Here is a 14,779-nt window from a genome sequence, read left to right as displayed (position 1 = left end):
TCCTAGAGGGACTGGCGGCGGGCGACGCGGCAGAAGGCGATGAGCAGGACCGTGATCAGTCCGAGCTGGATCACCCCGAGGGCGGCGGACAGGCCGGTCTCGCCCGCCGAGCTGTAGCCGAAGATCCGGGTGGACATCACATCCGTGCCGTCGCTGGAGAGGATCAGGGTGATGGTCAGTTCGCGGATGGTCAGCAGGGCGATCCAGAACCAGGCGTAGGCCAGGCTGCCGCGCACCACGGGCAGGACGACGGAGACGAACGCCCGGCCCCGGCGGATGCCGGAGACCGCCGCCGCCTCCTCCAGTTCGCCGTGGACCTGGAGCATCGTTCCGTGGAGGGTGCGGTACGCGGTCGCCACGAACCGGCAGGCGACCACGAGGGCGAGGAAGGCCGCGGTTCCGTAGAGCGGGAGCCATCGGTAGGCGGAGAGCCCGACGTACACGAAGGACACGGCCATGACGATCGACGGGACGGCGAGGGTCATCATGATGAGCGCGTCGAGTCCGCGCCGGCCCCGTACGGTGGTGCGGGTGACCAGCCATCCGGCGCAGGCGGCGAACGCCACCGCGGCCGTCGGTACCACCGCCACCAGCAGGAGCGTGGTCGGCAGGACCTCCCCCAGATCGTAGGCGGCGTCGGTGTAGGCGGCGAAGGACAGCTCCCCGAACGCCTCGGCCGACGGGGGCCGCAGATAGGGCACCAGCGAGGCCCAGACGAGGGTCAGCACCGGCAGCACCACACCGATCAGCGCGTACAGCCCGATGAGGCAGTATCCGGCGACCCGGCCCCGCCGGGTGAGTCTGATCGGTTCACGGGCGGCGCGTTTGCCGGTGACCGTGGCCATCTGTCCGGCGCGGCGCATCGCCCGGTAGTAGCCGAGCATGATGAGGCCGATCCCGAGTGCCATCCCGAGCCCGACGGCGGCGGCGTTGCCGTACTCGGGGGAGCCGGTGGCGCCCTGGGTGTACTGGTAGATCAGGGTGGACAGGACGGTGATCCGGGCGGGCATCCCGAGCATCCCGGCGTAGTCGAACACCTCGACGGCGACGATGAAGAAGAAGATGGACACCCCGGCGATGGCCGGTGCCGCGATCGGGAGGAGCAGTTGGAGGGCGGCCCGCAGTCGGGGGATGCCGTGGACCGCGGCGGCCTCCTCGACGTTGACGTCGATGACCCGCAGGGTGGGCACGAGCATGAAGAATGCGGGGCCGGCGAAGTCCAGTCCCTGGAGCAGGATGATCCACTTCAGGCTGTAGACATCCGTGAGGGGGCCGCTGCCGCCCAGCTCCCCCCACCAGGTGTTGATGATCCCGTTGCTCGGGTTGAACATGAAGATGTAGCCGAGGGCGACGAGGAAGCCGGGGATCGCCATCTTCGCGGCGGCCAGGAAGAGGATGACGCTCTTGCCGCGCAGATCCGTCCTGGCGTAGAGCCAGGCCAGCGGGACGGCGACGAGCAGCATCACGATGACGCTGCCCACCCCGAGCACCAGGGTGCGCAGCAGCGTCCCGGCCAGTCCGCTGGAGCCGAGTACCGTGCGGAAGTTGTCGAGCGACAGCTCTCCGCCGCCGAATCCCTCTCCCGGGCCGAACGCCGCCCAGACCAGTCCGGCCATCGGGACGACGAGCACCACGCACAGCAGGGCGATCATCACCCGTACCACGACCAGCGGGGCGTCGACCCGGCGTCGTGCGGTGCGGCCCGGTGGTGGATCGTGCCGCGAGGCGGTGCCCTTTCCCGCGGTGCGCCGGCCTTCGGGGGCGGGGCGCGAGGTGGTCAGTTCCGGCACCTTGTCCGACCCCATCCCTACTTCCTCAGCAACTGTGCGAGCTGCTTGTTGACCTTCTCGTAGTCGTTCATCCACCAGTCCGTCCCCGCGGTCATCACCCCGCCGGCCTTCTCGGCCAGGAGATACAGATCGGTGCCGGGGGTGGTGTGGCGGGGCCAGTCGAGGACCTCGTACGCCTTCTTGCGGCCCTGCTCGGTGGCGTTGAGCCAGTAGAGGAAGAGCTGCGCGGCGGCGGGGTTCTCCGCTCCCTTGACGACGAGTCCGGCGCGCGGCACCACGGGCACCTTGACGGGTGCGTAGTCGACGGGTGCCTTGGCGACGCGCTGACGCTCGCCTATGCGTACTCCGTAGCCGATCGGGAACTCCCCGCTGCTCACCTGGGTGCGGATGGCGGTCGGTACCGAGGCGAGGGACACCCTGCCGTCCTCCAGCAGTCGGCGCACGAAGTCCAGGGTCTTGTCGACGCCGAGTCCGGCGGCCAGCGGGCTGAAGACATCGGGCAGCCCGGCGGTGACGATCTTGCCGCGCCATTTGTCGGTGAGGAGTTCCTCCAGGGACTTCGGGACGTCCGCCGCCTGTACGTCCTTGGTGTTGTAGAGGACCGTCCGGGCGATCTCGGCGATGTGGATGCCATGGTGGTCGGCCCAGACATCGTCGGCGGCGACCCCTTCCATGGAGCCCCAGTCGACCGGCTGGACCAGGCCCGCGCCGCTGAGCTGCTTGACCACCAAGGGGGTGGTCGCGAACACGTCTATCGACGGAGTGACCTGGGCCTTCGCCTCTTGCACCAGCTTGTTGGCGAACGCGGGGTCGGGTTCGCCGCCGACGAACTTGATCCTGAGGTCGACGCCGGTGTCGGCGCGGAACGCCTGGGAGAGTTTCCTGGCGTGGGCCGGGGTACGGGAGTCGGTGCTGATGAAGAGCCGTATCTCGCCCTCCTTGGCCGCCTTGTCGGCCAGCGGTCTGAGGGAGGAGGGCAGGTTCCCGCCGGAACCGGCCTTGCTGGAAGGGGAGCCGGAGCCGTCGCCGCAGGCAGCCAACAGACCGCCGGCCCCCACCGCGGCCATGCCGTGCAGAAGGGCGCGCCGATCGAGCGATACAGGCCGCTTTGTCATGAGCAATACCACCTTGCCGGGAGGATGGCCGGGCAGTCCGGCCGGAAGGGAGGAAGGACCGGGGTGCGGGGATACCCGGCTGTACGAGGTCCGACTGCGGGGGGCCGGGGCGTGGGGCCGCCGGAGGGTGCGGGCGTGGGGCCCAGGGCGCGGGGTCGGCCGGTGCAGACCCGGCCGGGAGGGGCCGCGCGTACGGCCGGGGCGCGGAGGAGAGCCGGGCCGGATCGCCGGATCGACGGCGCCGGTGGCGTGGTGCGCGGGGTGGCGGTGGTGACCGTATGGCCGGTCGAAGCGGATCGTATCCGACCGGAACGGGTTGAACCAGGCCGGATCATCAGGGTTCGGGTGGGCGACGGTCCTGCTCCGCGCGCCCGGGCCGAACGGTCCCGGGCACGCGGTCGGGGGCGCCGCACCAAGGGGCCGGTCGCCGTGACCTACGCCCGCACGCCGGCCGAGGCGCTGGAGCGGGGACCGGACGCCGTGGCCGGTGCCTACACCTCGACCGAGTTGAGCCGGGTGGAGACGGTGTTGAACTCACGGCAGCCGGACTCCGTCGCGGCCACCACACCGCCGACGATCGCGCCGCGCCTGCCGAGCCGGGCGTCCGGCTGGAGGGAGAAGGTCATACCGGGCTCGATCTCGAAGTCGAAGAAGGGGCCCGGGTGCCCGTCCGCGTGCGGGTAGGCGCCGGCGAAGGAGTCGACGTGGTCCCGGATGCCGAGGGCCGAGCCTCCTCCGGACAGCAGCGGGTTCAGCGAGGCGAACTGCGGGGTCAGATGCCACATCCCGGCCTCGGTGAGCGGCACCTCCATCGCCGCGCACACCTCGGCGAAGGACGCGCCGGGCCGTACCGCGGCGACACCGGCCTCGTAGGACGCGCGGGCGACCTCCGCGCAGCGCAGCGTCTCGGCCGGGGGCGTGCCGAGGGTGAAGCTCATGTTGACGTGGGTGTTCAGCTCGGCGTAGTTGGGGAAGATCTCGGCCCACACCATGTCGGAGCGTTCCAGCCGCCGGGCGCGCTCCGGGCGGGTCAGCCAGGTGGGTTCCCCCCAGGCGTAGTTGTCCAGGCCCGTCTGGAAGAGCATCCAGGTGACACGCATCCCCTTGCGCAGCATCGTCGCCACACCCTCGGCGTACAGCTCCGTCTCGTCCAGGCCCGGCGCGGCCAGCGCCATCATGGCCTCGACGGCCGCGTCCCCGGCCGCGGCGGCGGTGGCGATGTGCTCCAGGTCCTCGTCGCTGCGCCGGGCCATCACCAGTCCGTAGTCACGGGTGACGTCGAGCAGTGTGGCGTCGGGCAGTCCCTCGCCGATCGCGTCCCAGACGGACCGGGAGACCCAGCCGCCCGGGTAGAACGGCGATCCGTACCCGGCGCCGATGACGCCGAGCCGGCCGCCGCCGAGCTGCTTCTCCCGCGCGATCCGCGGCAGGAGTTCCGGCGCGGACCCCACGCGGATGTCCTCGATCCAGGTCTCCAGACCGCGTTCCCGGGTGAGCTGGTGCTGCGCCGCGACCTGGGCGGCGAAGGCCACCATCGTGGGTTCGCCGTGCCGGGGGACGACGAAGTGCTGGTAGCGGCGGTCACGGAAGAGGTACTGGCCGGCGTCGTAGCGGTCGCTGCGGTCGGCGCCGAAGACGAGCAGGCCGTCGAGCTCATGGGCGTCCATGAACTCCTGGGTGCGGCGCATCCGGAACGCCCGCTCGTCGTGCGGTTCCCCTTCCGGGGTCCCGGTGGCGGGTGCGGTCCCCGGGGTGGTCCCGGCGATGGTCGGAGTCGGCACGGATGGCTCCCTTCGTAGCCCCTCGAACGGTCACCCGCGCACTCGGCGGGGACGGCGGGGCATGGGCTCAAGCCCTCATGGTCGGATGTCCGTCAGGTCGGCCGATGCCGTCGTGTGCGGCGGTCGCGGGCTCATGACCTGGAGGGTTGATCTGCGTTGCCGAGACCATAGACCCCGCCGTCCGGGACCCACAAGGCTTAGGTCAAAGAAGCTTTTAGTTAAGTTGTTGCGTGTGTATCCCGTGCGGCCCGGCCTCCGTGGCGCGACGGATCGCCGCACGTCACGCAGGCCGGGGCCGGGCCGGACGGCCCCGGGAGGCCGGTCAGTCCAGGTCGCGCAGCCGGGTCTCCAGCTTCTTCAGCAGACCGGCGAGCTGCCGCCGCTCGTCGGGGTCCAGCGTCCGGAGCATCTCGCGCTCCCGTTCCAGGTGGTCGTCGATGATGCGGTCGATCAGGGCGAAACCCGCCGGGGTGAGCTCCGCGTACACGCTGCGGCGGTCCTCGGCCGAGCGGATCCTGCGGATCAGCCCGTCCCGCTCCATCCGGTCGAGCCGCATCGTCATCCCGCCCGATGTGAGCAGGGACGAGGCCGCCAGTTCCCGCGCCGTCTTGCGATAGGGCGGCCCCATCCGGCGCAGGCTCGCCAGTACGTCGAAGATCGACTGATTGATGGAGTGGCGGTCGTACATCCGGTTCGACAGATTGCGGACCAGCACCCCGCAGCGGGTGATGCGGCCCACCACGTCGATGCTGTCCGCGTCGAGGCCCGGCCGCTCCCTGCGCCACTCGGCGATGATCCGGTCCACCTCGTCGGGGGTGTCCTCCCGGGCGGGCTCCGGGGCCCGGTCCGCCGACCCCGGCGACGCGGGATCGGACACGGCGGAACGTCTGTCGGGTCGATGGCTCACGGGTGCGCCCACCTACGGCTCGTCATGAACAGGCTGGACGCGGAGAATATCAGCCCTATGTATTGACGCTCTAAGAGACTTAGATCTAAGTTTTCTCCCGCTGGACCAGCCGGACACCAGGATCCGGTGGTGGGAGCGCCGGCCCAGCGGCGGCGAGAGCCGCTCCCGAACCGGCGGAGAGAGAGGTCGTCATGGCCGGCACAAGCATGGACATCATCGTCGCGGGGCGGCACCGACCAGGGCGCGGCGCGGTCATACGGTCGCTCGACCCGGCGACCGGGGCCGTCCTCGCGGAGGTCACGACCGCCACCGCCGAGGACGTCGACGACGCGGTGACAGCGGGCGCCGCCGCCATGCGGGACCCCCGCTGGCGCGGTCTTCTTCCCCATCAACGCGCCGCGCTGCTCCATCGCGTCGGCGCGCTCATCGAGGAGGAGGCGGAGGACCTCGCCCGGCTCCAGGCGCACGACATCGGCAAGCCCCTCACCGAGACCCGGGCCCTGGTGGCGAGTGCCGCCGGGACCTTCCGCTACGTCGCCGCCGCGCTCGAAACCCTGGACGAGGAGCTGACCACCCCGCGCGGCCCCTATCTGAGCATGAGCGTGCACGAGCCGATCGGCCCGGTCGCCGCCATCACCCCCTGGAACTCACCGATCGCCAGCGAGGCCCAGAAGGCCGCGCCCGCCCTCGCCGCCGGGAACGCGGTACTGATCAAACCCGCCGAGTGGTCGCCGCTGGCCGCCCTGCGGCTCGGTTCCCTGCTGCTGCGCGCCGGTGTCCCCCCGGGCCTGGTCAGTGTGCTGCCCGGGCCCGGACAGGTGACCGGTGAGGCACTGGTACGTCACCCGGGGGTCCGCAAGGTGGCCTTCACCGGCGGTACCGGCACCGGTCGGCGGATCGCGTCGATCGCCGCCGGGAAACTGATGCCCGTCTCCCTCGAACTGGGCGGCAAATCGCCGGTGATCGTGCTGCCCGACGCGGATCTCGACCAGGTCGTCCAGGGGGTGCTCCTCGGCATCTTCTCGTCCCAGGGACAGGCGTGCGTCGCCGGCTCACGCCTCTTCGTCCACCGGTCCGCGTTCGAGGAGTTGACCGGCCGCGTGGTCGCGGCCGCCGAACGGCTCGTCATCGGTGACCCGATGGCGCAAGGCACCCATATGGGCCCGCTGATCTCCGCGGAGCACCGTGCCGCGGTCGAGTCGTACGTCCAGCTCGCGGCCGACGAGGGCGGGCACATCCGCACCGGGGGTGAACGGCCCACCGGACCCGGTCTGGACGGCGGCTTCTACTACCGTCCGACCGTGATCACCGGACTCGACCCGGCCTCACGCGTCTGCCAGGAGGAGATCTTCGGCCCGGTCCTCGCGGTCCTCCCGTACGACGACGAGGAGGAGTTGGGCGCGCTGGCCGACTCCACACCGTACGGACTGGCGTGCGGGATCTGGACCCGCGACTACCGCAGGGCCTGGCGCCTCGCTCGCCGGATCGAGGCGGGCACCGTCTGGATCAACACCTACAAGCAGCTCTCCGCGTCGACCCCGTTCGGCGGGGTCAAGGAGAGCGGTATCGGGCGCGAGAAGGGCCGGCAGGGCATCCGGGCCTATATGACGCAGAAAAGCCTGTACTGGGGCCTCGACGCGACGCCGTCCGCCTGGGGCACCTGAGCCCTGAACGCCCCGGGCACGGGACCGCCCCCGGACGGCACCCGGCCCCCTTCCCCGGCTCCCGGACCTCCGGTCGAGCCGCCCGCACCACCCATGACCTTCCCCACGGCCGGCCGGCCGATCCGGTACGGCCCCCTCCCCGGCGGGCGACCAGCCCGTCACCAGCGAAAGGACACACCGTGAGCGAGCAGAACGCCACCACCCGCGAGTCGACCGAGGCCGCCCTGCGGACGCTCCTGGACTCCTGCGTCGCCAGCCGTGACTCCCGGCACGAGGACTGGGACACCCTCGGCTTCCAGGCCAAGGCGGGGGACGAGTTCCGCCGGGCCCAGATCCGGTACATCGGCTCCGGCGCCACCGGCGACCACGACGGCGACGACCGCATCCTCGCGGCCGGGCACTTCACCTTCTCCAACATGCGGCTGCCGGCCGGGGCCGTCGGCCCGGAGCACACCCACCACGACGCCGAAGAGGCGTTCTTCGTCCTCGAAGGGCGGCTGGAGGTCACCGTCCACGACACCGAGGACGGCACCCGGACCGCGAGCCGTGTCCTCGGCTACCGGGACCTGGTACGGGTCCCCGCCGGGGTGCCGCGCAGCCTGCGCAACATCGGCACCACCGACGCCCTGTTCTGTGTGGTCATCGGCGCGAACAGGCCCCAGCTGCCCACCTACCCGCCGACCTCCGCGATGCACGGGATCACCCGGGGCTGACCCCGGCCCCGCCACCGAACGCCCGCACCCGGCCCGGTCCCGCGGTCCCGCCCGGCCCCTGAGGAGTCACCCGATGAACCAAACCGCCACCACCTCCGGCCCCACCCACGACGGCGCCCGCCCCGCCGACGCGGGAGAGCGCCGCGCCGGCCGCGCCGGAAGCTCCGCCGATCCGCCGCGGCCCGTCGCCCGACTGCGTTCGCTGCGCGCGGTCTCCCTCCACACCCCGCGGGCCACCGAGTCCGCGGAGTTCTACAGCGAGGTGTGGGGACTGACCCCGGTCGAACGCGGCGACGGGGCGGCGTGGCTGCGCGGCACCGGACAGGAGCACCACATCCTCGAACTCCACGAGGCGGAGCGCAACGCCCTGGGCAAGATCGTCTTCTCGGTCGGGGACCGCCGGGAGGTCGACACCGCGGCCCGGCGGCTCGCCGCGCACGGGACGCGGCCGCTGGCCGGACCGGGCGTCCTGGACCAGCCGGGCGGCGGCTACGGACTGCGGTTCGCCGACCCGGAGGGCCGCCTCGTGGAACTCTCCTGCGAGGTCGAGGCGGTCGTCCCCGGCGACCCCGAAGGCCGGGCCGCGATCCCCCGCAAGCTCGCCCATGTGGTGCTCAACACCGTCGACATCGACGCCGCCTGCGCCTTCTACACCCAGGTGCTCGGCATGCGGATATCCGACTGGTCGGAACACCGGATGGCGTTCCTGCGATGCAACAACGATCACCACGCGATCGCGTTCAACCAGGCCGAGTGGACCTCGCTCAACCATGTGGCCTACGAGATGACCTCCATCGACCACTTCATGCGCGGCATCGGCCGGCTCCGCCACCATGACCGGCTGCCCCTGTGGGGACCGGGACGCCACGGCCCGGGGAACAACACGTTCTCCTACTTCGCCGATCCGGCCGGGCTGGTCTGCGAGTACACCTCCGAGGTCGACCAGGTCCAGGAGGACACCTGGCTCTGCCGCACCTGGCGGCGCACCCCCGCCCTGTCCGACCTCTGGGGCACCGCCGGGCCGCCGTCCACCGACGTCCGTACCCGGATGGCGGGCATCCCCGACCCCGGGCACCGCGGGACACCGGCATGACGGAACTGACGGTGGCCCTCCTCGGCCACGGAGCCATCGGGTCCGTCATCGCCGGCGCGCTCCGCGAAGGACACGTGCCGGGCGCCCGCCTCGTCGCGGTCGTCGACCCGGCCACGGCACCCGCCCCCGGGCTGCCGGTCGTGCCCCTCGCCACCGCGCTGGCCCGCGCCGAACTCGTCGTCGAATGCGCCGGACAGACCGCACTGCGCGACACAGGCCCCTCGGTCGTCGCCGCGGGCCGGCATCTGCTCGCCCTCTCCACCGGGGCACTCGCCGACGACGTGCTGCACCGGCGGCTGCTGGCCGGACCCGGCAGGCTCAGCCTGTGCGCCGGCGCGGTCGGCGGACTCGACCTGCTGACCGCCGCCGGCGCCCTCGCCCCCTTCGACACCGTCACCATCCGTACGTCCAAGTCCCCCGGCTCCCTGGCCCGTCCCTGGATGACCGAGGCCGAGACATCCCGGCTGCGCACCACCGCCGAACCGTACGAGGTGCTTCGCGCCCCCGCCCGCGAGGTCACCCGCGCGTTCCCCGCGACCAGCAACGTGGCGGCGTCCGTGGCCCTGGCCGTCGGTGACTGGGACCTCGTCGAGGCCGTCGTCGTCGCCGACCCCGGGGCCACCCTGAGCCGCCATGAGATCGAGGCCACCGGCCCCGCGGGCCGCTACCGCTTCGAGATCGCCAACCTTCCCTCACCGGCGAACCCCCGCACCAGCGGCATCGTCCCGTACGCCGCGCTCCGCGCGATCCGCGCCCTCGCCGGGAACCCCGGAGGCGTCGTATGAACACCCCCGCCGTCACCGGCGGACACCTCACCGCGGGCGGCGTCCGCGTCCACGTCGACACCGCGGGCACGGCCGGTTCACCCGTCCTGCTGCTCCACGGCATCGGCTCGTCCGCCGCCTCCTTCACCGGACAGCTCACCGCACTCGCCCGCCACCACCGGGTCATGGCCTGGGACGCCCCCGGCTACGCCCGCTCCGGCGATCCCGGCGCCCGCTACCGCATGGACGACTACGCCGACACCGCCGCCGCCCTGCTGGCCGCCCTCGCACCGGGCCCCGCCCATGTCGTGGGCGTCTCCTGGGGCGGGGTCGTCGCCACCCGGCTCGCGCTGCGCCACCCCGCTCTGGTGCGCTCACTCGTCCTCGCGGACTCCACCCGGGGCTCCGGCCGCACTCCCGAGGGCGCGGCGGCCATGCGGCAGCGCGTACGGGAACTGGCCCGGGACGGGGTCCGGGAGTTCGCCCGGGCACGAGCTCCCCGGCTGCTCTCCGACCAGGCGCCCGACGCGGCCGTCGCCGCCGTACGCGAGGTGATGACCGCTTCCGTACGACTGCCGGGATACACCCGGGCCGCCGCCTCCATGGCCGACACCGACCACACCGCGGCCCTGCCCGGACTGAACGTCCCCACGCTCGTGCTCGTCGGTGAACACGACCGGATCACCGGGGTGGAGGAGTCCCGGACCCTCCACCGGCTTGTCGCCGGGAGCAGGCTCACCGTGATCCCCGGCGCCGGGCATCTCGCCAACCAGGAACAGCCCGCCCTGTTCACCGCGCTCGTCGCCGGCTTCCTCGCCGAACAGGACGGCGCGGCGCCCGGCCCCGCCCACCCGGACGCCGGGCCCACCGCCGACGCACACCACGGCGACGGCCCCCGCCCCACGCCGAAGGAGGACCCATGGACCTCGGACTGAGGGAACGCGCCTATCTGGTCACCGGCGCGAGTTCGGGCGTCGGCCTCGCCACCGCCCGGCTCCTGCTCGACGAGGGCTGTTCGCTCGCGGTCTGCGCCCGCGACGGCGACCGGCTCGCCCGGGAGCTCGGCCCCGACGGCGACCGGCTCGTCACGACGGCCGCCGACGTCCTCGACCCCGAGGCGGTCGCCCGGCTCACCGACGCCGCCCGACGGCGGTTCGGACGGCTGGACGGCGTCGTCAACAACGCCGGCGGCTCACTGATGGCCCCCTGGCCGGACACCACACGCACCCAGTGGCGCGAGGAACTCGAACTGAAGCTCTTCTCCGTCCTCAACACCGTCGAGGCGACCCTGCCCCTGCTGAGCGCGTCCGACGCCGGGGCCGTCGTCAACGTCAACGCGATCCTCGCCCGGCAGCCCGAACCCCGGCTCGCGGCCACCTCCGCGGCGAGAGCCGCCCTCCTCAACCTCACCCGCACTCTCGCGGACGACCTCGGACCGCGGGGCATCAGGGTCAACTCGGTGTGCCTGGGCCTCATCGACACCGGCCAGTGGCGGCGCCGCCACGAGGCCGAGGGCGGCGCCCTCGACTACACCCGGTGGAGCGCCCGGCTCGCCGCCGACCGGGGCATTCCCCTCGGAAGGCTCGGCACCGCCGAGGAAGTCGCCTTCCCGATCGCCTCCCTGCTCTCCCCGAGGTCCGCGTACATCACCGGAGCCACGGTCGACGTCGGAGGCGGGGTGGGCCGCTATGTCTGACCCGCGCCCGCCGGACCCGGCGCCGATCACCCGGCCCCGCGACAAGAACGGAGACCCACGTGTCGCACCACGATGAAGGACCCCGGAACGAGAGCCACGGCGACGGCGGTGATCTGCTGGTGACCGTGCTGCGCGAGCAGCACGCCGAGGTGGTCTTCGGCGTGGTGAGCGTGCACAACATGCCGCTCGTCGAAGCCGTCGACCGCGCGCTGAGATTCGTCCCCGTACGCCACGAGGCGGCGGCCGTCAACGCGGCCGACGCCCACGCCCGGGTCACCGGCGGCCTCGGCGTCGCGCTGACGAGTACCGGCACCGGCTGCGGCAACGCCGCCGGATCGCTGATCGAGGCCCAGTCCGGCGGGGCATCCGTCCTCCATGTCACCGGCCAGATCGACAGCCGCTACCTCGGCCTCGGCCGGGGCGTGATCCACGAGACCCACGACCAGACCGGGCTGCTCCGGGCGGTCTCGCGGCACACCGCGACCGTACGGCCCGGCGCGGACGCCGGGGCCCTGCTCCGGTACGCCGCCGGCCGCGCCCGGACCCCGCCGCGGGGCCCGGTCAGCGTCGAATGGCCGATCGACCTCCAGTACGCGCGGCAGCCACTGACGGGCCCGGCCGCTCCCGTCGCCGCGCCGCCCGACGCCGACCCGGAGCAACTCGCCGCGGCGGCGGCACTGCTGGCGGACGCACGCCGTCCCCTGATCTGGGCGGGCGGCGGCGCCCGGGAGGCCGCCGGCCCCCTGCGCGCCCTCGCGGAGCGGCTCGGTGCCCCGGTGCTGACGAGCAACGCGGGCCGGGGCTCCCTGCCCGAGGACCATCCGCTGGCGGTCGGCAACTTCGCCGCCTCGCCCGCCGGCCGGGAACTGCTCGCCTCCTGCGATCTGCTGCTCAGCGTCGGCACCCACTTCCGCTCCAACGAGACGGCCGACTACGGACTGCCCGTCCCGGCCCGCCATGTGCAGATCGACATCGACCCACGCGCCGTGGGCCGGGTGTTCCCGGCCGCCGCCGCGGTGGTCGGCGCCGCGGCACCGGTACTCACCGCACTCCTCACGGCTCTGGGGGAGCACACCGCCGAGGAGGGCTGGCGGGCACGCGGCGCCGCGGCGGCCACGCGCGCCCGCTCCGAACTGCGCACCGCGATCGGCCCCTACGCCCTGATCTGCGACACCCTCAGGGACCGGCTCCCCCCGGAGTCCGTGATCGCCCGCGACGTCACCATCGCCTCCAGCCAGTGGGGCAACCGCCTGCTGGAGATCCACCACCCCAGCACCAACCTCTTCCCGCTCGGCGGCGGGATCGGCCAGGGGCTCGCGATGGGCATCGGCGGCGCCCTCGCCAGACCCGGCGTACCCACCCTCGTGATCGCCGGGGACGGCGGTCTCGCGGTGCACCTCGGCGAACTGGGCACCCTCGCCCAGGAACGCCCCTGGCTCGTGCTCTGCGTCTTCAACGACGGCGGATACGGCGTGCTCCGCAACATGCAGGACGCCCATCGCGGCAGGCGCAGCGCGGTGGATCTGACGACGCCCGACTTCGCCGCGCTGGCCGCCGCGTACGGACTGCCCTTCCAGCGGGTCACCGACGCCGGTGACTTCCCCGCCGCGCTCGACAAGAGCCTCGCCACCCGTGGCCCCTGTGTGATCGAGATCGACGTCACCGCGATCGGTCCGACACCCGTCCCCTTCACCCCGCCCGTCCCGATCCCGGGTTCCTGACCCGCCGCGATCGGCCCCGACACCCTTGGACGGACCTCATGACCGACACACTCCTCGACGGACAGACCTACCTCGACAGCCTCCGCGACGGCCGCACCGTCTGGATCGACGGCGAGAAGGTCAAGGACGTCACCGAGCACGCGGCGTTCCGCAACAGCGCCCGCTCGATCTCCCGGCTGTACGACGCGCTCCACGACCCCGAACTGCGCGACACCCTCACCTTCGAGGACGACCAGGGCATCAGGACCCACCGCTTCTTCGCCCCCTCCCGCACCCCGGACGAGCTGCTGAAGGCACGTGATGCCATCGCCGCCTGGTCCCGTCTCGGGTACGGCTTCCTGGGCCGCACCCCCGACTACAAGGCCGCGTTCATGGCGAGCCTGTCGAGCGACCCCGACCTCTACGCGCCGTACGCGGACAACGCCCGTGCCTGGTACCGCCGCTACGCCTCGCAGGCCCTCTTCCTCAACCACGTCCTGGTGAACCCGCCGGTCGACCGCAGCCGACCGGTCCACGAGGTCGGCGACGTGTATGTGCGGGTCGTCCGCGACAACGACCGGGGCATCGTGGTCAGCGGCGCGAAGATGCTGGCGACCGGCTCCGCGCTGACCCACGCCACCTTCGTCGCCCAGAACAGCGCCGTCAGCATGGAGGCCGGCAAGGCGGAGAACTTCGCGCTCGCCTTCATCGCCCCGATGGACACCCCGGGCTGTGTGCTGATCAGCCGCAGCTCCTACGAGGCCCGTGCCGCCAGCCCGTTCGACCACCCGCTCTCGTCCCGGTTCGACGAGAACGACGCGGTCCTCATCTTCGAGGAGGCGCTGATCCCCTGGGAGAACGTGCTGATCTACCGGGACGTGGAGAAGGCCAACTCGTTCTTCCCGCGCTCCGGATTCGTCAACCGCTCCCATCTCCAGGCCGGCACCCGGTTCGCCGTCAAGCTCGATCTGATGGCCGGGCTGCTCGCCCGCGCGGTCGCGTCGAACGGCACCGGCGGCTTCCGCGGGGTCCAGGCCGCCCTCGGTGAGGTGATCACCCTGCGCAACACGGCCTGGGCGCTGACCACGGTGATGGCGATGGACCCCGTCGACGGTCCCGGCGGGACCGTCATGCCCAGCATCGAGCACGCGGGCGCGCTGCGGATGTTCACCTCGCAGGCATGGGAGCGGGTCCGGGAACTGTTCGAGACGCATCTCGGCGGCGCCCCCCTGGTCGTCCCCTCCAGCCGGCACGATCTGGCCCATCCGGAACTGGGCCCGCTCATCGAGCGGTACTACCGGGGGTCGGACTCCTCCGCCGAGAGCCGCATCAAGCTCTTCAAGCTGGTCTGGGACACCATCGGAACGGAGTTCGGAGGCCGTCACGGGCTGTACGAGCGGGTCTACTCGGGCAACGCGGACCAGGTCAGGATCGACGCGCTCAACGCGGCGCGGCGCGGCGGGCTCGCCGCCCGGCTCGACTCCGTCGTCGAGGACTGCCTGGGCGACTACGATCTCGACGGCTGGACGCGCGGACCGTGGGCGCGGTCGTGAAGC

Annotated in this window: 12 protein-coding genes; 8 read left to right on the top strand and 4 right to left on the bottom strand. The window is 72.5% G+C overall.

Annotated features, from left to right (window positions below):
• Window positions 1-2: 2 nt before the first annotated feature.
• From AB852_RS09165 to AB852_RS09150, 4 genes are all read right to left on the bottom strand, one after another.
• Complete coding sequence (locus AB852_RS09165; protein WP_073785918.1) at window positions 3-1,805, bottom strand: ABC transporter permease; 1,803 nt, start codon at window positions 1,803-1,805, stop codon at window positions 3-5.
• A 2-nt stretch (window positions 1,806-1,807) separates the two neighbouring features.
• Window positions 1,808-2,905, bottom strand: coding sequence for an ABC transporter substrate-binding protein (locus tag AB852_RS09160; protein ID WP_079184453.1), 1,098 nt, complete (start codon window positions 2,903-2,905; stop codon window positions 1,808-1,810).
• 491 nt (window positions 2,906-3,396) lie between these two features.
• Window positions 3,397-4,686: a M24 family metallopeptidase gene (locus AB852_RS09155; RefSeq protein ID WP_073785913.1), complete on the bottom strand. Its 1,290-nt coding sequence runs from the start codon at window positions 4,684-4,686 to the stop codon at window positions 3,397-3,399.
• A 322-nt stretch (window positions 4,687-5,008) separates the two neighbouring features.
• Window positions 5,009-5,593, bottom strand: a complete 585-nt coding sequence (locus tag AB852_RS09150; protein ID WP_245876695.1) for a MarR family winged helix-turn-helix transcriptional regulator — start codon at window positions 5,591-5,593, stop codon at window positions 5,009-5,011.
• Between the two features lie 191 nt (window positions 5,594-5,784).
• Between AB852_RS09150 and AB852_RS09145 the strand changes: the two genes are divergently transcribed.
• The 8 genes from AB852_RS09145 (at window position 5,785) to AB852_RS09110 (ending at window position 14,776) form a co-directional block, all read left to right on the top strand.
• Window positions 5,785-7,257: an aldehyde dehydrogenase gene (locus tag AB852_RS09145; RefSeq protein ID WP_073785909.1), complete on the top strand. Its 1,473-nt coding sequence runs from the start codon at window positions 5,785-5,787 to the stop codon at window positions 7,255-7,257.
• A gap of 179 nt (window positions 7,258-7,436) precedes the next feature.
• Window positions 7,437-7,970, top strand: coding sequence for a cupin domain-containing protein (locus AB852_RS09140; protein WP_245876694.1), 534 nt, complete (start codon window positions 7,437-7,439; stop codon window positions 7,968-7,970).
• A 73-nt stretch (window positions 7,971-8,043) separates the two neighbouring features.
• The gene (locus tag AB852_RS09135) at window positions 8,044-9,063 is read left to right on the top strand and encodes a VOC family protein (RefSeq protein WP_079184452.1); all 1,020 of its coding nucleotides are present in this window, start codon (window positions 8,044-8,046) and stop codon (window positions 9,061-9,063) included.
• Window positions 9,060-9,848 carry an aspartate dehydrogenase domain-containing protein gene (locus tag AB852_RS09130; protein WP_073785907.1) on the top strand — a complete coding sequence of 263 codons (789 nt, stop codon included), beginning with the start codon at window positions 9,060-9,062 and terminating at the stop codon, window positions 9,846-9,848. The genes AB852_RS09135 and AB852_RS09130 overlap by 4 nt, the downstream gene beginning before the upstream one ends.
• Window positions 9,845-10,762 carry an alpha/beta fold hydrolase gene (locus AB852_RS09125; protein WP_073785905.1) on the top strand — a complete coding sequence of 306 codons (918 nt, stop codon included), beginning with the start codon at window positions 9,845-9,847 and terminating at the stop codon, window positions 10,760-10,762. Before AB852_RS09130 ends, AB852_RS09125 begins: the two co-directional genes overlap by 4 nt.
• Window positions 10,747-11,523 carry an SDR family oxidoreductase gene (locus tag AB852_RS09120; protein WP_073785903.1) on the top strand — a complete coding sequence of 259 codons (777 nt, stop codon included), beginning with the start codon at window positions 10,747-10,749 and terminating at the stop codon, window positions 11,521-11,523. Before AB852_RS09125 ends, AB852_RS09120 begins: the two co-directional genes overlap by 16 nt.
• 59 nt (window positions 11,524-11,582) lie before the next feature.
• Window positions 11,583-13,244: a thiamine pyrophosphate-binding protein gene (locus AB852_RS09115; protein ID WP_073785901.1), complete on the top strand. Its 1,662-nt coding sequence runs from the start codon at window positions 11,583-11,585 to the stop codon at window positions 13,242-13,244.
• A gap of 38 nt (window positions 13,245-13,282) precedes the next feature.
• A complete protein-coding gene (locus AB852_RS09110) occupies window positions 13,283-14,776 on the top strand; it encodes a 4-hydroxyphenylacetate 3-hydroxylase family protein (protein WP_073785899.1) in 1,494 nt (497 codons plus the stop codon).
• Window positions 14,777-14,779: the final 3 nt, after the last annotated feature.

The sequence above is a fragment of the Streptomyces uncialis genome (assembly GCF_001905345.1).
GTDB lineage: Bacteria > Actinomycetota > Actinomycetes > Streptomycetales > Streptomycetaceae > Streptomyces > Streptomyces uncialis.
The sequence above is the reverse complement of the archived record's forward strand: the minus strand, read 5'-3'. Positions and strand labels throughout refer to the sequence as shown.